Genomic DNA, 19,717 nt, shown 5'->3' with positions numbered 1-19,717 from the left:
GTCATTACGATTAGTGACCATCCGAGTGCGGGGTGCGTCGGTTAGGGGGTCTGCGGTGATCACTGCGGATCTGGCGGGACTGCTTGACGGGCATCTGCGTCGCCGGCCGGAGGCGGTGGCCTGCCGAACGGCGGTGGCGGTGACCTATGAGGAACTGGCGCGGTTGGTGGACGACACGGCGGCGGCCCTGAGGCGAACCGGGGTGCGCGCCGGCACCCGCACGGTGGTGCTCGTACCGCCCGGCCCCGACCTGCTGGCCGTGGTGTTCGCCCTGTTGCGGTTGCGCGCGGTGCCCGTCGTGGTCGATCCGGGCCTGCCGCCCGGGCAGTTGCGCTCGTGCCTGGCCGAGGCGGCGCCCGAGGTGTTCATCGGCATCCCCCTCGCCCAGTTCGCCAGGGTGGTGTTCGGCTGGGGGCGCGGCAGCGTCCGCACCAGCATCACCGTCGGGCCGCGGCGGCTGTGGCTGGGCACGAGGCCGCACCGCCCGCGCACGCCGGGCTGCGATCCCGTGTACGAGCCCGGGCGGGCCGACGACATGGCGCTGCTCGCCTACACCTCGGGCTCCACCGGCCCTCCCAAGGGGGTGCCGCTGCGCCGTCGGCACCTGTTGCCGCTGCTGCGGATGCTCAGTGACAGCGCGGCGATCGGACCGGGCACGCGGATGTTGTCGACGTTTCCGCCGTTCGCGATGGCGGCGCCCCTGCTGGGCGCGACGGTCGTGTGCCCCGACATCGATCCGCGGCGGCTGGACAGGGCCAGTCCGGCGGTCCTGGTGGACGACATCCGCCGACACGGGGTGGGGGCGCTGTTCGCCGCGCCGGCGCTGCTCGATCGGCTGGCGCGTTACTGCCTGGCCAGAGAACTCGTCCTGGATTCGCTGAACGTGGTGCTGACGGCGGGAGCACCCCTGTCACCGGCCGCGCTCGACCGCGTACGCGGCTTCCTGAAACCGCAGGCGGTCGCCTACTCGGTGTACGGCGCGACGGAGTGCATGCCGGTCAGCACCATCGGCTGCGGCGAACTCGCCGCCACCGCCGCCGCCACCAACAGCGGCGCCGGAACCTGCCTGGGGAGTCCCTTGGAGGACGCCCAGGTCCGTGTCATCGCCGTTTCCGACGAGCCGATCGACCGATGGAGCGACGACCTGCTCGTCGCACCGGGCACCGTCGGCGAGATCACCGTGACATCGCCCGCCGTCAGCGACCCCTACCTGCACCGTCCCGACGCCACCGCGCTGGCCCGCATCGCCGACGGCGACCAGGTCGTGCACCGCATGGGCGACCTGGGAACCATCGACGCGCAGGGACGACTGTGGTTCGCCGGTCGCAAGGCCGAACGCGTCCGCACCGAACACGGCGACTGGTACACCGACCATGTCGAGCCGATCTTCAACACGGTGCCCGGCGTGCACCGCACGGCCCTCGTCGGCGTCGGGGCGGCTCCCGCACAGCGTCCCGTGCTCGTGGTGGAGCCCGACCACGGAACGTCCCGCCGCGAGCGCGCACGCATCCGCGCCGACCTCCTCGCCCTGGCCCAGCAGCAACCGCACACCGCCGGGCTCGACGACGTGCTGTTCCACCGTCACTTCCCGATGGACGTCCGCCACCACAGCAAAATCCGCAGACACGTCCTGGCCGCCTGGGCCGCCCACCGCCTCAAGGCCAACGACCGACGGGCGCACCCCGACGATCTCTCCGGGGATGGTGGGGCGCGGTGAAGGTGCTGGTGACCGGGGGCGGCGGCTTCCTCGGGCAGGCCATCTGCCGGCGGCTGGCCGAACGCGGCGACATCGTCCATTCCCTGCAGCGACGTCACTCGCCGGCGCTGGCCGACTTGGGGGTCGTCCAGCATCTGGGCGACATCCGCGACCGCGCCGCGGTGCAGGCCGCCGTGGAGGGGTGCGACGCGGTCGTCCACTGCGCCGCCAAGGCGGGCGTGGGCGGTCGGCACCGGGAGTACGAGCAGATCAACGTGTACGGCACCCGCAACGTGCTGAGCTCCTGCATCCGGGCCGGCGCCAGGCTGGTCCACACGTCGTCGCCGAGCGTGGTCCACGACGGCCGCGACCTGGAGGGCGTGGACGAATCGGTGCCCTACGCCCGCCGGTTCCTGGCCGCCTATCCCCGCACCAAGGCAGTGGCGGAAGTGCTCGTGCGCGCGGCGGCACGGCGGGTCCCGACGGTGGCGTTGCGGCCGCACCTGATCTGGGGGCCGGGCGACCCGCATTTCCTTCCCCGGCTGGCGGCCCGGCACCGTCGCCTGCGGCTGCTGGGCGCCACCGACAAACTCGTCGACACCGTCTACATCGACAACGCCGCCCACGCGCACCTGCTGGCGCTGGACCGGCTGGGGCCGGGCTCACCGCTGTGCGGACGGGCCTACTTCATCACCCAGGACGAACCCCAGGGCCTGGGCGAATGGACGAACGCGCTGCTGGAAGCCGCCGGCCTCCCCCCGGTGACGCGGCGCCTGCCGAAGCGGCCGGTGGCGGCCGCCGCCTGGCTGACCGAGTGCGCGTACCGCCTGCCGGGAGTGCGGGGCGAGCCGCCGCTGTCCCGCTTCCTGGTCAGCCAGGCCGCCACCGCGCACTGGTTCGACATCTCCGCCGCCCGCCGCGACCTGGGGTACCGGCCCCACGTCAGCACCGCGGAGGGCCTGGCCCGGCTGGCCGCCCACCTCCGTCGATCGCCGCTCGGAGCGGGCCGATGACCCGGTACCCCGACTACCCGTTCACCTCGCACCGCTTCCGCCACGCTTCCGGGATACACCAGCATTATCTGGACGAAGGCGACGGCCCTCCCGTGCTGATGGTGCACGGGAACCCGTCATGGAGCTACATGTGGCGGCGCCCGGTCCTGGCCCTGCGCGACCGGTTCCGCTGCGTCGTCCCCGACCACATCGGCATGGGCCTGTCGGACGCCCCCGGCGAAGACCGCTACACCTACACCCTGGCCTCACGCGTCGACGACCTGGACGCCCTCGTCGAGCACCTCATCACCGCCCACGGAGCGCCCGAGACCGGCTGGACGCTGATCATGCACGACTGGGGCGGACCAATCGGCATGGCGTGGGCCGCCCGCCATCCGCACCGCGTCGCCCGCCTGGTCGTGTGCAACACCGCCGCCTTCCCCAACCCCCACGGTGAACGGTTCAGGCCGACGCTGCGGATGCCGTTCTGGCTGCTGCGCGACACACACGCGGGCGAGCGCCTGTTCCTAAGGCACAACGCCTTCGCCCGCCTGGCCACCAGCCCGCCCTTCGGCGTCCTGCGCCCGATGCCACGAGCCGTCCGCGCCGCCTACCTGGCCCCGACCAGCCGCCCCGGAACACGACGCGCCATCCAGCGATTCGTCCAGGACATTCCGCTGGGCCCCGGCGACCGCGCCTGGCCGCTCCTGCACCAGACCGGCCGCGCCCTCGCCCAGTTCTCCGGCCTCCCCACACTGATCGGCTGGGGCCTGCGCGACCCCGTCCTCGACAAGGCGATCCTGACCGAATGGCGCCGCCGCTTCCCCGAGGCCCGCACCCACGTGTACCGACACGCCGGCCACTACCTCCTGGAAGACACCGACCAACACTTCCTCACCGAACTACGCCAATTCCTCCGCCACTGACAAAGACGCATGCAAGTCCCTCGCTGACATGGAAACCGCCACACGCCGCACACCCCCGCCCACCAGCACGAACACGTACGGAGCCAGGGCCACCGATCGCAACCCCTGCGGAGATGTTGCGGAGACGCCCCGCACCACACCACACCCATCTCCGCACGCACCTCCGCAGTTCACTGCCATGTTTGCGGAGATGCGCCTGTCACGGCGTCGGCACCGTGGTCACCGCCCTGCTGGTGCTGCTGGCCGTGCACACCGCCCACCGCCACCTGCCACCCCCCACGCACCCGACAGACCGGCACCGGCCCGGCCGGGCGCGGGTACGAGACGTAAAACGGCCGCGCACGCCTGATTCGGCCGACAGTAGGCATCCAGTCGTCACCGGAAGACCAACCACGGCCCCCGCGGCAAGGCGCCCGCTCACCAAAGCCCGGCGCCTCGCCGCACTCGACACCACTCACCTGCATCCAGCCTGCCGGTCACCCGGAAGACAACCACAGACGCCTGCGGCTAGGCTGCCCGCTCACCGACGACCGGCGCCTCGCGGCGCTCGGCCTGCAGAAGTTGCCGGCGCTTGTCGTCCTTGACCCAGGTGAGCGAGCCGGGCTTGCGCGCCTCGGCCGCGAGATGCTTGACGGTGTACTGGCAGACGAACTCCTTGAGCTTCGCGCCAGGGCGGCCACCGACATACAGCTTTATCGCGATGTCGTCCTTGGAGGCGAACTGGAAGATGCCGGCGCGTCGGCCCAGGCTGATGCACTGGCCGAAGAACCCCAGGTTGATGGGCGCGGGTTGCTCGGCGGCGATCCGGCTGAGCACGGTGTCGGCGGCATGTGCGCCGATCCTCGTCGCGGCCTGGCAGCTCATCCGGAACGGCAGGTCCGACGGTGCCGCCGCGTCTCCGGCCGCGATGATGCGCGCGTCGTCCACGCTGGTCAGCGTCTCGTCGGTGAGCAGGCGCCCCAAGGCGTCGGTGCTCAGCCCGCTGCGCCCGGCCAGGTCCGGCACGCCGAATCCGGCGGTCCAGATGGTCACCGCGCTCCGAAGCGTGCGGCCGTCGGCGAGCCGCACGGCGTCGCGCGTCACGGCCGTCACCTTCGCATCGGGACCTTCGAGCACGGTCACACCGAGCTTGGCCAGCCGCCCGGCAACCGAGCGTCGGCCCCGAGGATGCAGGTACGGGCCCAGCACTCCGCCGCAGACCAGGGTCACCCGGCGGCCCTGTTCTGCCAGCTCGGCGGCGGTCTCGATGCCGGTCGGACCGGCTCCGACCACCGTCACCGCGTCCGTCGCGGACGCGGCGCCGACGACCGCCCGCAGCCGCTGCGCCTCCTCCAGCGTGGCGACCGGATAGGCGAACTCCGCCGCCCCGGGCACCCGCGGGTCGGCGCTGCCACTGCCCACCGCGTAGATCAGGTAGTCGTAACCGACCGTGCCACCACCCGCCAACACCACATTGCGTCCGGCCGCGTCGATCCGGGTCACGGTGTCCACCACCAGCCGGACTCTTTCGGCCAGGACCTCCCGGTAGTCGACGACCGCGTCGTGGGACCCGCCCACCAGTTGGTGCAGGCGGATCCGCTCCACGAAGTTCGGACGCGGATTGATCAGGGTCACCGCCACGTCGTCGCGCTGCGTCAGACGATTGGCCGCCATGACGCCGGCATATCCCCCGCCGACCACGACGACTTCAGTGTTCCCGGTCATGGTGTCTCCTCCCGTTCCAAGGGTTCGCCCTCAAGACACCGCGTACTCGATCCTTGTGACACGTGAAACAGCTCACATGCTCAGCCGCTGACCCCGCGTGGAGCTCCTCCGTCCACCTCCCGAACGAAAAGGGCAGATGACGCACAGCAGACGGACGCCCAGAACGGCAGCGCGCGGCCGGAGAGCCAGCAAAGTGCGACTCGCAGGCGCTCGGTTCCACCCGCACGCATCGACACCCCGCCCCACAGCCACAGGCACGCGGTAAACAAGGCGCCCCGATCCAGGGAACGAGGGACGCGCCGCGCACGAACGCCAGTGCCACACGCAGGCGAACCGGAACGACGGGCCTCCACGACGTCACAGAAAGTCGCACAAACCACGGCAAGCACCACACGGCGCTGGCGGACGCACACCAGGCCAGCGAGGCAGACCAACGGGAGCCGACACGCAGCCTGGATGCTCCATCCAAAAACATGGACGCGGACATGCGGCTGACACGCAACGCGCGATGAACAAGTCCTACACGCGACCGAACGGCAACGGCGCGGCGAAGCACCACACGTCGCGCAAAACACACAGGCGGCACGCAGCACTGACGGGTCACTGGCAGACGAGCGCGGCAGGCAGACACACACGCGACACCCAACCACCTGCTGGAGATGGCCGGTGACGCCGACGGCGCCCGCGACTGCTATCGGACGGCGGCGCGGCTGACCACCAGCCTGGCCGAGCAGCGCTACCTGGAGCGCAAGGCCAGCGGTCTCACCCGGCCGCCGGCGCCGCAGCGGTGACCCGCCGCCCCCGCAGCGAGGCGCGGAGGACGCTCCACCGCAAGCACATGGAGCACAGACACGCAGGTAAAGCGGCAGGGTGGACGGGATGTACCACACGAGCGCACGGGAACAATGCGGCCTACCGCGCCACGGCACGTCACACAAAACACGGCAGACGGCACACAACGCTGACAAGCACGCGGCAACAGCAGGCGACGCTGATAGACCCGCGACAAACCGGCAGGGCAGACAACACCCACGCCTGACACACTCACCCCGAGCACGCCGCCGCAAGGCATGCACGTCGGGCATGCAAGTGGCGCATGACACGCGCTGCACGAAGCACCACACGCGAGTGCACGGGCGCGGCGTCGGGGGGCTCCGCACATTACGCAAAACGCCTAGCAGGCGGCAGGCAGTGCTGGCGGACGCGCGGCAGACAGACACGCGCCCGGCACACGCAACCTGGACGCTCCGCCCCAGGGCATGGACGCAGGCATGCTCGTGGGGCGCGGCACTCGCTGAACGGAAGTGCCACACGCAGGCAACCGGGGACGGTGCGGCAGACAGCGCACCGCAGCACACGACAGGCGACACGCAGCACTGACCGGCCCGCACCAGGCCAGCGAGGCAGACAGGCACACGTCCGACACACGCAACTCGGGCGCGTCGCCGCGATGACATCGACTCGGACATGTGGGGCTGGATGCCCGGGACGGATCGCGCGGCGGGCGGCGTGTGCGGCGGGTGGCGTGCACCGCCAGCGGCATGCGCGGGGACGGCATGGATGCGGGCAGACGGCAGGACGCTCGGCACAGATCGTGCGCCAAGCGGCATGCGCGCCGGGCAGCGGGCGCGGCCAGCGGCTCATGCTGTTCGTTGTGAGTGCCGGGCTGTGGGCGGGGCGGGGTAGGGAAGCGCGGTGTTGTGGATGGCTTGGGTTGTTGCGGGGTTGGGGGGTTACCAGCGGGCGATGAGGAGGCCGGCGCTGAAGCCGCTGGCTACGCCGAGGAGGGCCACCAGGTCGCCGCGGCGGAGGCGTCCGGACTGGACGGCCATCGCCAGTTGCACGGGAAGCGTGGCGGCGACCATGTTGCCGTGCTGGGAGATGGTGACGATGACTTTGCCGGTCGGGATTCCCATGGTTTCGCACTGCTTCCACAGAACTGAGAGAGATGCCTGGTGGACGCAGACGACGGCGAAGTCGTCCCAGGTCAGCCCGTGTTCGGCGAGGCCCTTGTGGACGATGGCCGGGTCGATGCTCTTCAGGCCGTGCAGCAGCTTCACCGAGTCGATGGTGAGCGGCCCAAGGCTGGGCAGGCCCGTTGAGAGGTCGTTGGTCATGTCGTGCAGCGGTACGACGGACGCGTCCCAGTCGGCGGACTGGGCGACGAAACGGTGTGCGATCACGCCCGGGGTCGGGCTCGCCTCCAGCAGCAGGGCGGCGCCCGCGTCCGAGACCGTGAAGGCGGCGGCGACGGTGTAAAACTCCGCGGCGTCCTTCAAGGTCCAGGGGGTGACGGCGGTGGGCAGTTCGCCGCAGCAGACGACGATCCGTCCATAGTGTTGGTGGCGGATGAGGGAGTCGGCCACCTCGATGGCGTTCAGCACGCTGTTGCACGCGTTGCGCACGTCGAAGACCGGGCATGAGGCGCCGAGCTTGGCCGCGATGATGTGCGCCGTGGCGGGCTCGATGACGTCGACGCAGACCCCGGCGTAGATGATCAGGTCGATGTCACCGGGCTGCAGGTCGGCGTCGCGCAGCAGTGATCTGACGGCACGGACCGCAAGGTCGGACGGCTTGTCGTCGACCGAGGCGACGTGGCGGCGCCGGACGCCGCTGCCCTCGTAGATCAGTCCGCGCGGCAGGTCCAGGTCGGGGTTGCGCTCGGCGAGCCGGTCTTCCACCTGCGCGGTCGTCAGGGTCGCGTCCGGCAGGTGGGCGGCGACCCCGGCCAGCCGGGTGTACAGCGTGCTGATGACGGGTCCTCCTCGGTCTGGCAGGGATCGTTGCGTGGCCGCTGGTTCGGCATCGACAGGCCTGGTCATGACGGTGCGGCGGAGATGGACGACCCGTCGTGGCCTTGATCGTCGTCCGCAGGGCTGGGTTCGGGGATCGTCGCCTCTTCCCTGGTCCGAGCGGCCGCGTCGCTCGACCGCTGGGACGACGCTTCAGGCAGCGCGGTCGCGGCGGCCTGGGAGAGGGCGTCGGCGGAAGGCGGCCGCCCGGCGGTGGGGGCCGCGCCGCTGGGCGGGGATGCCTGCTGCGAGGCCGTGTCTGTCGCGGCGCGGGTGAAAGGTTGGCGCGACCCCTCAGACACCAACCGCGGAGGCGCGTCGGTGGATGGCGAGGCCGCAGTCGAGGCGGCGCCGCTGGGCGGGGATGCGTGCTGGGATGCCGTGTCCGTGGCGGCGCGGGCGAGAGGTTGACCCGACCCCTCAGACACCAACCGCGGAGACGCGTCGACGGAGGGCGGCCGCCCTGCGGTGGGGACCGCAGCGCTGGGCGGGGATGCCTGCTGCGAGGCCGTGTCTGTCGCGGCGCGGGTGAAAGGTTGACGCGACCCCTCAGACACCAGCCGCGGAGACGTGTCGGCAGATGGTGAGGCCGCAGTGGGGGCGGCGGCGGCGCGCGAGGGTGCCTGCTGCGAGGCCGTGTCTGTGGTGGGGGCAGTGAGAGGTTGACGTATCCGCTCAGACGCCGGCGGCGGGGGCGGGGAGACTGCGGTGGGGGTGGCGGTGCTGGGGGACGGCTGGGGTGAGGTGGTATCGGGGGTGGGCGGCAGGCCCAGGCGGAGGAGGATGGTCTGGGTGATGCCGTTCACCGTGCCGCCGCTGCGGATGAATTCCATGGGCGGGATGTCGATGCCGTAGCGCTGCTGGACGGAGGTAAGCAGGTCGGCGGCCATGAGGGAGTCCATGCCGTACTCGTCGAGTTGCGTGTCGGCGGAGATCTGGTCGGCGGGGAGCAGCAGGACGTCCGCCAGTTGCCTGGTGACCTGTTCCGCGATGAAGGCGTGGGCCTGCTCGGGGCTCATCTCGGCCAGGACCTCCAGGTCGCTCTGGCCGGGGACCTGCTGTTCGCTGCCCGGAGGCAGCACCAGCGACAGCAGCGGGCCGTGCAGGCTCGGCAGGATCTGGCGGAGCCGTCCCCAGTTGCAGCGGCCGACCATGGTGACGTCGCTGCCCTCAGCGAGCATGTCCTCCAGGGCGAGGAGGGCCTGGCCGGGTGGCATGGGCGCGATGCCGAGCTTGGCCAGTGCCTGCCCCTGGGTGCCGACGGCCAGGACGCCGGTGTCGGCCAGCGCCCCCAGGCTGATCGCCACGGCGGGACGGCCGTCGTGGCGGCGGCGCCGGGCCAGGGCCTCCAGGAACAGGTTGGCGGCGACGTAGGGAGCCTGGCGGATGTTGCCCACGGTGGTGATGGACGAGCACAGGACGAACAGGTCCAGGGGCCGGTCACGGGTCAGTTCGTCCAGCACCATCGCTCCGGCGACCTTGGGGTGCAGGACGGCGGCGAAGCGGGTGTCGTCGAGGTCGGCGAGCAGTTCGTCGTCCAGGTGCATGGCCGCGTGCACGACGCCGCGGAGCGGGTGGCCGTCGGCGTCCAGCTTGTCCAGGATTCCGCGCATGGCGTCGATGTCGGCGGCGTCGGCGGTATGGGCGTGGGCGGTGGCTCCCAGGCGTTCCAGCTCGGTGAGCAGGGCGGACGCTCCGGGGGTGGCGGCGCCGCGGCGTCCGACGAGTGCCAGGTGACGGGCGCCGTGCCGGGCGAGCCAGCGGGCGATCTCGGCGCCGAAGCCGCTCAGGCCGCCGGTGACCAGGTAGGTGCCGTCCGGGTCGAGGCGTGGCGGGCGGCGCCGTGGTTCGACGTCGGCGGGGGCGTCCGCCGGGTCGCAGGAAATGGTGATCTTGCCGATGTGCCGGGAGTGGCGCATCAGGGTGAACGCGTCCGCGACCCGCGAGGCCGGGTACACGGTGTGCGGCATCGACTCGCCGTCGCCGGACAGCAGGTCGACGTAGCCGGGGTCCACGGCCGCCAGTTCGGGGTCCTTCCACATCAGCGTGCCGACGTCCAGGACGAACAGGGAGATGTTGTCGGCCAGGGCGCGCAGCAGCAGGGGCTTGTTCTCGAAGACGTCGCGTTTGCCCAGTTCGACGAACCGGCCGCCGTGCCGCAGGCTTTCCAGTCCGCGCGTGATGGCCTCCCCCGCGAGGGAGTTCAGGACGACGTCGACGCCGCGCCCGCCGGTCAGGTCACTGATCTGCTCGGCGAAGCGCAGGCTGCGCGAGTCCAGGACGTACTCGACGCCCACGGCGCGCAGAAGGTCGCGCTTGGCCGGGGTCCCGGCGGTGGCGATCACCTGGGCGCCGCGCAGGCGGGCGTAGTGCAGTGCGGCGAACCCGACGCCGCCGGCGCCGCCGTGGACCAGCACGGTCTCGCCCGGCTGGAGGCGGGCCAGCCGCACCAGCGCGTGGTACACGGTGCCGAGGGCCAGCGGGAGGGCGGCCGCCTCGGTGAACGTCATCCGCGGCGGGATGGCGCGGGTCGCCCACGTCTCGGCCACCGCGTGGCTGGTGAATCCGACCGGGCCCGACGCCATGACCCGGTCACCGGGCACGAACTCCGAGACGTCCGGCCCGACGGCGGTGACGATGCCCGCGCACTCCAGGCCCAGTTCGTGGCCGCCGAAGACGGCCTCGATGGCCTCGCTGGGCAGCAGGTTGACCGCGCGCATCACGTCGCGGTAGTTCAGCCCCAGCGCCCGTGTCTCGATCAGCACCTGTCCCGGCCCGGGCTCGGGCACCGGCGTCTGCTCCCACACGAGGGTGGACGACAGGCCGGGTTCGCGGACCTTCAGCCGGTACGCGCCGCCGGCGCGGCGGACGGGCAGACGCTCGCCGATCTTCACCAGGCGCGGCACGAACCGCCCGTTGGGGGTGAGGACGACCTCGTCGTCCTCACCGGGGTGCAGCAGTTCAGCGGCCAGCCGGGCGGCGTCGCGGGCCGGGTCGCCCGTGGGGTGCAGGGAGAGGCGCCGTACGGCCAGGTGCGGGTGTTCGTTGTCGAGGGTGCGCGCCGTCCCCCAGGTCGCCGCGTCCTCTGGGTGGACGGAGGCGTTGGGCAGGTTCGGCTCCGGTAGCGCTCCGCATGGGCGCGTCACCAGCCACAGGCGGACGTCCCGGTCGTCGGGCAGTTGCTCGGCGGCGAGCGCGATGGCACGCAACGCCGCGGCGCGACGTGTGACCAGCTCCACGGTGGCGTCCGGGCGCGATTCGGCGGTGCTCCCCAGGGCGAGGAGGAAGGTGATGGACGAGGCGTCGGCCGGTACCTGGGCGAGCCAGTGCTGTGGATCGTCCCGGAGTGTGGTTCGGCGGACCTGTGCCCCACGTTCGTCCAGCAGCGCGCCGAGCGCCTCGGTGAGGGTCTGCCCGTCTTCCTCCGCCGCGATGAGCCATGTTCCGGTGGCGTGTTGGACGTGCGGCTCCGGCTCCACGTCGGCGGGGCCGCGCAAGGCCTCCGTGTTTTCGACCGCCGGGGCTTCGCGTGTGGTGCGTGCCGGGGTTCGGGGAGCGGCGGCGAGGAGGACGGAGAAGTCGCTGCGGGCGGGTTCGTGGTCGTCGCCGGTCAGGACGGTGTCGGTGAACCCGGCCTCGGAAAGCAGCCTCGGCCACCGCTCGCGGGGCAGCAGCGGCGAGCGGGGACGGACGTCGCGGTCGGTGGCCGTCCAGAACTCGGGGAGCAAGCCGAGGAAGGGCAGCAGCGTGGCGGGACGGTGCGGCTCGGCGGCCAGCAGCAGTCCGCCCGGGGACAGGACGCAGGTCAGGCGGCGCAGCGTGGCGGTCAGGTCCGCGGCCAGGTGCAGGACGTCGGCGGCCACCACAAGGTCGAAGCCGCCCGGATCGCAGCCCTGCTCGAGGGGGTCGCGGTTCAGGTCGAGAGTGCCGACGTCCACGAAGTCATGTCCGGCGGCGCGTTGCCGCAGGCGGGCCAGGGACGCCTCGGCGACGTCGGTGACCAGGTAGCGGGTGCGGTCGGCGGGCAGCACCGGCAGCAGCGTGGCCGTGGTGCCGCCCGTCCCGGCGCCGACCTCCAGGACGCGCAGCGGGCGGTCGGCGGGCCACCGCCGGACGATCCGCTCGACCAGCACCCGGATGATCCGGTTGGTGAACGAGCTGATCGGGCCGATGTCATGGACCTGTTCGAGCAGTTCCTGTCCGCCGCCGCCGGTGAGCACGTCGGCGGCGGTGCACCGGCCGCCGAGCAGTTCGGTGAGGCGCCGTCCCGCACGTACGGTCAGGGCGGTTTGGGCGACGAAGGAGGCGCCCCCGGCGATCAGCTCGCGGTGCAGGTCCGCGACGTCGCGCCGTGGCGGCGGCAGGCGCACACCGTCGTCGTCGTGGTGCAGCAGGCCGTGGCGTTCCAGCAGCGGTACGGCCATGCGCAGCATGTCGCGGTGGTGCGGCTCCCGGCAGGTCCGCAGCAGGTCGTCCATGGTGAGGGGGCCGGCGCGGCCGCTGGTCAGGGTGGCGAGCGCGTCCGCCAGGGAGTGGGCGAACGTCTCCTCGAGCTTGGACGTGTAGGACGGGTAGTCCAGCTCGCGCCAGGCCGTGCGCAGGGCGGCGATGTCCGCGGCCGCCTCCTCGACGAGTTCGCGGGGGCCGGGCAGCGGCCATAGGGTGACGCCGGGGGCGCCGGTTCGCGGCGCCGCCCGCAGTTCCAGCCGGTAGCGCGCCACGGCGGTGGCCTGGGAGACGGGCACGCGACGCAACCGGCAGCGTTCGACCTCCACGGCCACGTTGCCTTCGGTGTCGGTGATGGTGAGGTCCCAGCACACCTCGTCGGCGCCGCTGGAACGCTCGCGCACGTACAGGAGCCCCTCGGCCTTGGGCCTCCCCCACACCCGCACCGCGCCTATCGCCGCGGGCATATAGGCCGTCCCCGAACGCATGCCCTCCACCAGCCACCACACTCCGGCCTGCAACGCGCCGTCGAACAGCACCGGATGCACCTGGTAGGCCTCGTCCCGCTGGGACGGGCAGGAGTAGGCGCCCAGAATCTCGCCCCCGTCCCCACTCCACAGCTCCGTCAGGACCTGGAAGTGGGGGCCCCACTCCATGTGCCCTTCCGCGGCCTTCGCGTAGTAGTCGGCCACGTCGACGTAGACGCCCGTGCGTTCTCGTATCGCGGCGACGTCCAACCGTGGGGGCGTGGGACGCAACAGGGGCCGCACGCGGGCACGGAAGTTCTCGCGGGGCTGCTGCCACTGCCGGTCGGTGCTGGCCACGGTGAGCACGCCGGTGTCCGTGGACAACGACGTCTGGACGCACAACGGGTCGGCGTCGGCCGCCATCGGCACCACCATGGCCCGGCTGATGTCGACCCTGGCGACCTCCACCGCCTCGGCCGTCTCCGGCAACACCGACCGTCCGGCGGCGATCGCCATCTCCACGTACGCGGCGGCGGGCATGACGACCAGCCCGCCGAGGCGATGGTCGGGCACCCACGGCATGACCGACGTCTCGACCCACCCGTGCCACGTGGGTTCCAGCACCGGCTGCCGTTCGCCCAGGAGCGGATGCCGGACGATCCCGTCGCCGATCCGGCGCGCCCAGGACTGCGGCCGCCCGATCCAGTGCCGTTCCCGCTGCCAGGGGTAGGCGGGCAGGTCACGCACCGTGCCGCGCCCGGGGAAGTGGCGGTCCCAGTCCAGGCGCGCCCCTGCCGCGATCAGTTCCGCCGTCACGTGGCGCAGACGGGCCGGCCCCGGCTCGTCCCGGCGCAGCGTGCCCACCACGGCCGCGCGTGCCTGCGGCGCCCTGCCCGTGAGGCGTCGCAGATAGGTGCGGAGCACGGGATGCGGACCTACCTCCACGAGCACGTCGAACCCGTCGTCCAGCACTCGTTGGACGGCGGCGGCGAACCGGACCGGGTGGCGGACGTTGCGCCACCAGTACCCCGCGTCCAGCTCAGGCCCGTTCAGCGGCTCACCCGTCACGGTGGATATCAGCGGGATGCGCGCGCGACCGGGCGTGACGCCGTCCAGCCCCTGACGCAACGGTTCCTGGACCTTCTCCATCGCGGAGCTGTGGAACGGGTAGTCGAGATCCAGCTCCCGGAAGAAGACGTCCTGCTCGCCCAGATGCTCACCCAGACGGCGGAGGGCGTCGGGCGCTCCCGCCACCGTGACGTCCCGGTCGGTGTTGACCGCCGCGACCTCCACCCCGGGGAACAGCGGCAGCGTCTGCCGGATCCGCTGCTCCGAGAGCCCGACCGCCGCCATCCGCCCCATGCCCCGCGTCGCCGACTGCGCCCGCCCCCGCTCGGCGATCACCTGTGCCGCCTGCCCCAACGTGAGGGCGCCCGCGGTGTAGGCGGCGGCCACCTCCCCCACGCTGTGCCCGAGCACCACGCCCGGACGGACGCCCGCCGCCTGCAGCATCTTCACCACCCCGACCTGCACGGCGAACAGGAGAGGCTGGGCGACCTCCGTCTGCGACAACCGCCACTGCTCCGGCGGCAGTTGCAGCTCCTCCAGCACGGACCAGCCCAGCCGCGGGGTCAACTCGACGTCCACCACCTGGATCGCCGCCCGGAACACCTCGTCGTCCAGCAGGTCGGCCCCCATCCCCGCCCACTGCGACCCGTTGCCGGAGAACACGAACGCCACGCGGCCCGTCCCCACCGCCGTCCCCACGGCCGTGGGGAGGCCGCGGGGATCGCCCTGCGGTTCCGCCAGGGCGCGCAGCCCTCTGGCTGCCGCCACGGGTGAGGAGGCGAGCACGACGGCGCGATGACGGTGGAGGCCACGGCGGCGGGTCGCGGTGTAGGCGACGTCGTAGAAATCGCTTTCGTCGACCGCGTCCAGGTGCGCGGCGGCCCGGTCGAGTGCGTCACGCAACGCTTCCTGGGTACGGGCGGACACCACGAACGGGAGGTCCCGTGGGGGTTGGGGATGCTGTGGCGGACACTCCTTCGTGACGGGCGGAGGGGCCAGCATCACGTGCGCGTTGGCGCCACCGAACCCGAACGAGTTGATGCCGACGACCGAACGCTCGTCCACCACGGGCAGTCGTATCGCCTGCGAGGCGACCCGCAGGTTCAGGCCGTCGAAGTCGATGTCGGGATTGGGCCGCTCGGCGTGCAGCGAGGCCGGGATCGTCCGGTGCCGGAGCACCAGCAGCGCCTTGCACAAGCCCGCCATCCCCGAGGCGGGCTCCAGGTGCCCGAAATTGGACTTCACCGACCCGATCGGCAACGGCTTGCCCGTACGCCGCCGGCCGAGCGCCCCGCCGAGCGCCCGGCATTCGATCGGGTCGCCGACGGGGGTGCCCGTGCCATGCGCCTCCACGTACACGACGTCATCGGGATCAACGCCGGACTCGTCGTACACCTGCCGCAGCAGCGCCTCCTGGGCCCCCGCGCTCGGCATCGCCAGCCCCACGGTGCGGCCGTCGCAGTTGGTGCCCGCCCCGACGATCACCGCGTGGATACGGTCGCCGTCGGCCAGGGCGTCGGCCAGCCGCTTGAGCACCACCACCCCGCCGCCCTCGGCCCGCACGTACCCGTCGCCGTCCGCGGAGAAGGCCCGGCAGCGCCCGGTCGGCGACAACATCGACGCCTGGCTGAACCCCACATAGGACCCCGGGCTCAGCAGCACGTTGACGCCGCCGGCCAGCATCATCCGGCCGGTGCCGTCCACGAGCGCCCGATAGGCCCGCTCGACCGCCACCAGCGACGAGGAGCACGCCGTGTCCACGCTCATGCTGGGTCCGCGCAGGTCGAAGAAGTACGACAACCGGTTCGCCGCGATCGACAGCGCGCTTCCGCTCATCGAGTACGGCCCCATGCCGCGCGGTTCCAGAGCCTGCAGCACGCCGTACGCGGGGTCGGAGACACCGACGAACACCCCCGTGTCCGTCCCGGCCAGCCGCTCAGGATCGATACCCGCGTCGTCCAGCGCCTCCACCGCCATCTCCAGCAGCAACCGCTGCTGCGGGTCCATCGACGCGGCCTCCTTCGGGGAGATGCCGAAGTAGGCGGCGTCGAAACCGCTGACGTCTCCAAGGAAGCCGCCCGCCCGTGTGTAGCTGCGGTCAACCCGCGGCCTGCTCTCGTCGACGAACCACTCGGCCTGGAAGCGATCCGGCGGCATCTCCCCCACCAGGTCCGCCTTCTGCTCCAAGGCTGTCCACAGCCCGTCCAGGTCGGTGATGCCGCCCGGCAGCCGGCACCCGACCCCCACCACGGCCACCGCCTGCCCGGACCGCCTCCGCCCGTCCCCCATGCGCCGTCCCTCCCGCCGCGGAACCATCGATCACCACCGACAGCCGTGCTGCCCGCCCCCACCCTTGATCACACCAGGTAATCAAGAGATTGCAAACAGTAGGTAAGGCACCTCTGCCGCCTCAGAAGTTCCATGTCGCCTCAGCGGCACATCCACCCCCCACCGACCGACGGGCAGCGGCACGCGAAGATCGGGGCACGACTGTCGCCACCCGGCCCCTGCAGACACCGAAGGGCGCCGGCAGTGGCGGCCGCCAGCGTTCGGCGACACGTTGGACTCGCATCTGATCGACGCCGGGCAACGGCGAGCGGGCGCACGGACGCACCCACCCCACACACCAGGCGGCCAACAAACACGGCACAGACGGTCGCGGGGCCGAGTCGCCCAACACAGACCATCCCCACAAGTGACCGACGCTGGACGGCAGCGAGCGGGCGCATCGACGCACCCACCTTGCACGCCAGGCGGCCAACGAACACAGCGCAGGTGGCGGCGGGCTGAGTGGTCCCACACGGGCCATCCCGCAGGCGATCGACAGGACGACGGCGAGCAGGCGCATGGACGCGCCGATTCCTCACGCCAAGCGGCCAACGAACACAGCGCAGGTGACAGGGCCGAGTCGTCCACAACAGGCCATCCCACAAGTGACCAACGCCGGGCGACGGCGAGCGGGCGCATCCCCCACGCCAGGCGGTGACGAACGCGACGCAGGTGGCGGGCCGAGCCGTCCGACATGGGCAATCTTGCAGGTGATCGACGCTGGGCGGCGGCGAGCGGGTGCATGAACGCACCCTCCCCGCACACCAGGCGGCCAACGAACACGGCGCGACCGTGGCGGGGCCGAGTCGTCCGACATGGGCTCTTGGTGTTGCGGCGGCAGTCGTGGACGCGACGTCCGGCTCGTCGGCGGCTACGGCCTCTGATTCGAGTTCCACGCCGACTACGTGGCCGGTGTGTCTCGTCTGTGCACCCCCCGAGGGCGCGACAGGTCACGACTCACGCGAATTCAGCATCTTGCACGTTGTGTAGTCATATGATTACCGGATCAAACTGCTGGCGGGAGATGCTTGTGATCGAGTGTGTAGTCAATGAGCTCGCACCACCCACGGGCGCCACGCCCACGTCCCCGCCACCGTGGGTTCCGAAGAGCTGGGCACGCTGCTGCCAGCGCGAGCACAGCGAGACGACGCGGCTGCTGAGGCCAGTCACGTACCCCCGGCAACTGTGCGGCAGCAGCAAAGCTGGCGACCGCGGGGGACAGATATGACTCGCGGACGGTTCAGCTGGCGGCGTTTCGCCGTGGTGCTGGTGCCATCCCTGTTGGCCCTCGTCATGCTTGCCGTGGGCATGGCCGACGGAAGCGTACCGGCGTCGTTCGCTGTTTCCGGACGGCAGATGAAGGTGTCGGCCGACGAACTGTCGGGGCAAGGGTTCGGCCTGGCTCCCACGAATGTGCGTTCGCTCAACGGACGCCCCCATCCGGTGATGATGCTGACGATGCGTTCGGCGCGTATTCGCGGGCTGTGCCAGTCGGCAGGCGTGGACACGCCTCTCGGACGGTATGTCGTCAAGCTCCAGGCGCGCGCCCCTGAGCGTCCGACGCTGGTCGACAACCTGCAGATTTCGGCGACGAACATCGATGCCGACGTGGACTTCCGTGGGCTAGCGGTCAACCAAGACGCCAGTGCGTTGCGGTCGGTGTCAGGGGCAGGCGGCAGACCCGGCGACTACGGACTGGGCGCCCAGTGGTTCGCGATCCGGGACGTCAAGGCCGACGCGTGGCTGGTGACAGGGGGTTCCTTCCGAATGGACGGGTTGCGGGCGGCGATCGGCCGTGGCGTCCCAGAGTGCTTCTGAAGGCTGTCGCTGATGCGCGTCCTCTCTCGAACGCGGTCCTGGACGGCACGACGACCGTTCGTCGCGGGTTGCCTGCTGATAGCGGCGGGCATGGAAATCGCGATCGTTCCGGTGGCCGGAACTGGGCTGGTCATCCACACCGGTGTCGGCGGCCATGCCGCTTTCCTTCTGGGAGCCTTCCTCGCGGCAATGGGCGTGACGTTGTGGTGCGCGCCCGAGCAACGGCTCATCATCGCGGTCCTGGCCGTGACGGCCGCGCTCGCCGCATTCGTGATGGCAAACCTGGGCGGTTTCCTCCTCGGCTCACTGCTGGCCATCACCGGGGCGTCTTTCGGCTACGCCTGGACGGAACGCCCGCCCACTACCCAGCCGTCAGACGAGGAGGTCGGATAGAGGCCGGGCAAGCCGACGCCTGGCGTGAAGCTTGCCAAGGCCGTGGGCCGTGCGTGGCCCGCGCCACCGGTGAAGCCCGGTCCGGCTGACGTGAAGGTCGTGGCGGGCGTCGAGTCGCCCGGAGCGTCTCCGGCAGCAACGGCCTGGTCGCCAGGCAGTGCTGCGATTCCTCAGCGATGAGCGCCCCGACCATGCGCGGACAGAAAGGTAGTCAGATGAGCCCATGGGGCGGCACTGCACGCTGGAAATCGTGGGTCGTCGCCGTTTTCACCGTGGCGGTCTGTGGGGCGGCATGTGTCCCTGGCAGATCTGGTGGTCGCGAGCCGGCGGGTCCAAGCCGCGGTGATGATGTCGGCGATGCGTCGAACTGCCCACACCGCGATGCCTACTGTCCCTTCTCTGGTGCTGGAGTGAGTTGGCCGGAGCGGCCGGCTGTTTCCCCCTCCGGGAGGTTCCGGCTGGAGGTGGTGCGCGCCTCACCCCCGAATGACTGGCGTTTCCAGATCGTGGATGTGCGGACTGGACGAGCAGTGCTCGCTGACGCGCCTGCCCTGGACGGCGGCCTCGGCCTGGTGGTTGCGTGGGAGCCGAGAACACCCGACACGGTTTGGGTGACCAGGCCCCAGGTGACCCGTTGGCGCCTTGCGGCCGGGCCTGGACGATGGGTCGCGGAGCAGCCATCACCCCACGAACGACTTCCCCAGGTGGTCAGTGGAACCTTGGCTAGCGACCACTAATGAGCACTCAGCGAAAGTGACGGCTGCGGCAGGCTCCCCCAGCCAAAGCCCCGGAGAGCCGCCCTGACGACGCACCCTTGGATGTCCCTACGAGGCGCGGCTGGAGGGCGTCAGCGTCACCACGCTGCTGGCCACGTGCGAGCCGGCGCGGGTGGCCGAGCTGTCGGCGGCGACGCCGGAGCTGATGGCCGACCTGCGCGTGGTGCGGCTGCCGGACATGAACGAGCCGCGTGTGCGCGCGGGCCTGCTGGCGTTGCTGGCCGAGGAGCGGCGGCTGCGGCTGGGCCCGGACGCCTTCAAGGTCGTGCACCGTGACCTGGGCGGGCTGCGCAGCCGGGGCGGCTGACGGG

Annotated in this window: 10 protein-coding genes; 7 read left to right on the top strand and 3 right to left on the bottom strand. The window is 71.5% G+C overall.

Features of this window, described 5'->3' with window-relative positions; genetic code table 11:
- Positions 1–55 precede the first annotated feature (55 nt).
- The 3 genes from ABD811_RS33110 to ABD811_RS33100 are packed head-to-tail and all read left to right on the top strand — an operon-like array spanning position 56 to position 3,614.
- Entirely contained in the window at positions 56–1,717 is a 1,662-nt protein-coding gene (locus tag ABD811_RS33110; protein WP_344955664.1) for a fatty acid CoA ligase family protein, read from the top strand.
- Complete coding sequence (locus tag ABD811_RS33105) at positions 1,714–2,709, top strand: NAD-dependent epimerase/dehydratase family protein (protein ID WP_344955662.1); 996 nt, start codon at positions 1,714–1,716, stop codon at positions 2,707–2,709. The genes ABD811_RS33110 and ABD811_RS33105 overlap by 4 nt, the downstream gene beginning before the upstream one ends.
- Complete coding sequence (locus ABD811_RS33100; protein ID WP_344955660.1) at positions 2,706–3,614, top strand: alpha/beta fold hydrolase; 909 nt, start codon at positions 2,706–2,708, stop codon at positions 3,612–3,614. Before ABD811_RS33105 ends, ABD811_RS33100 begins: the two co-directional genes overlap by 4 nt.
- Before the next feature lie 507 nt (positions 3,615–4,121).
- Here the strand turns inward: ABD811_RS33100 and ABD811_RS33095 are convergent.
- Positions 4,122–5,318 (bottom strand): NAD(P)/FAD-dependent oxidoreductase, encoded by a 1,197-nt coding sequence (locus tag ABD811_RS33095; RefSeq protein WP_344955659.1) that lies wholly within the window; start codon positions 5,316–5,318, stop codon positions 4,122–4,124.
- A 659-nt stretch (positions 5,319–5,977) separates the two neighbouring features.
- On the opposite strand from ABD811_RS33095, the gene ABD811_RS33090 reads away from it, so the two are divergent.
- Positions 5,978–6,109, top strand: a complete 132-nt coding sequence (locus tag ABD811_RS33090; protein ID WP_344955657.1) for a hypothetical protein — start codon at positions 5,978–5,980, stop codon at positions 6,107–6,109.
- Positions 6,110–7,051: 942 nt separating this feature from the next.
- On the opposite strand, the gene ABD811_RS33085 is transcribed toward ABD811_RS33090, so the two are convergent.
- Together ABD811_RS33085 and ABD811_RS33080 are read right to left on the bottom strand one after the other, a co-directional pair.
- Entirely contained in the window at positions 7,052–8,140 is a 1,089-nt protein-coding gene (locus tag ABD811_RS33085) for a 3-oxoacyl-ACP synthase III family protein (protein WP_344955656.1), read from the bottom strand.
- Complete coding sequence (locus ABD811_RS33080) at positions 8,137–16,380, bottom strand: SDR family NAD(P)-dependent oxidoreductase (protein WP_344955654.1); 8,244 nt, start codon at positions 16,378–16,380, stop codon at positions 8,137–8,139. Before ABD811_RS33080 ends, ABD811_RS33085 begins: the two co-directional genes overlap by 4 nt.
- Before the next feature lie 1,263 nt (positions 16,381–17,643).
- On the opposite strand from ABD811_RS33080, the gene ABD811_RS33075 reads away from it, so the two are divergent.
- The 3 genes from ABD811_RS33075 (at position 17,644) to ABD811_RS33065 (ending at position 19,713) form a co-directional block, all read left to right on the top strand.
- Positions 17,644–18,237, top strand: a complete 594-nt coding sequence (locus ABD811_RS33075) for a DUF6230 family protein (protein ID WP_344955652.1) — start codon at positions 17,644–17,646, stop codon at positions 18,235–18,237.
- 12 nt (positions 18,238–18,249) lie between these two features.
- Positions 18,250–18,630, top strand: coding sequence for a DUF6114 domain-containing protein (locus ABD811_RS33070; RefSeq protein WP_344955650.1), 381 nt, complete (start codon positions 18,250–18,252; stop codon positions 18,628–18,630).
- Positions 18,631–19,518: 888 nt separating this feature from the next.
- Positions 19,519–19,713 carry a hypothetical protein gene (locus tag ABD811_RS33065; RefSeq protein WP_344955647.1) on the top strand — a complete coding sequence of 65 codons (195 nt, stop codon included), beginning with the start codon at positions 19,519–19,521 and terminating at the stop codon, positions 19,711–19,713.
- Positions 19,714–19,717: the final 4 nt, after the last annotated feature.

The sequence above is a fragment of the Actinomadura miaoliensis genome (genome assembly GCF_039536785.1).
In the GTDB taxonomy this organism is placed as follows: domain Bacteria; phylum Actinomycetota; class Actinomycetes; order Streptosporangiales; family Streptosporangiaceae; genus Spirillospora; species Spirillospora miaoliensis.
This window is presented reverse-complemented; position numbering and strand designations above follow the sequence as displayed.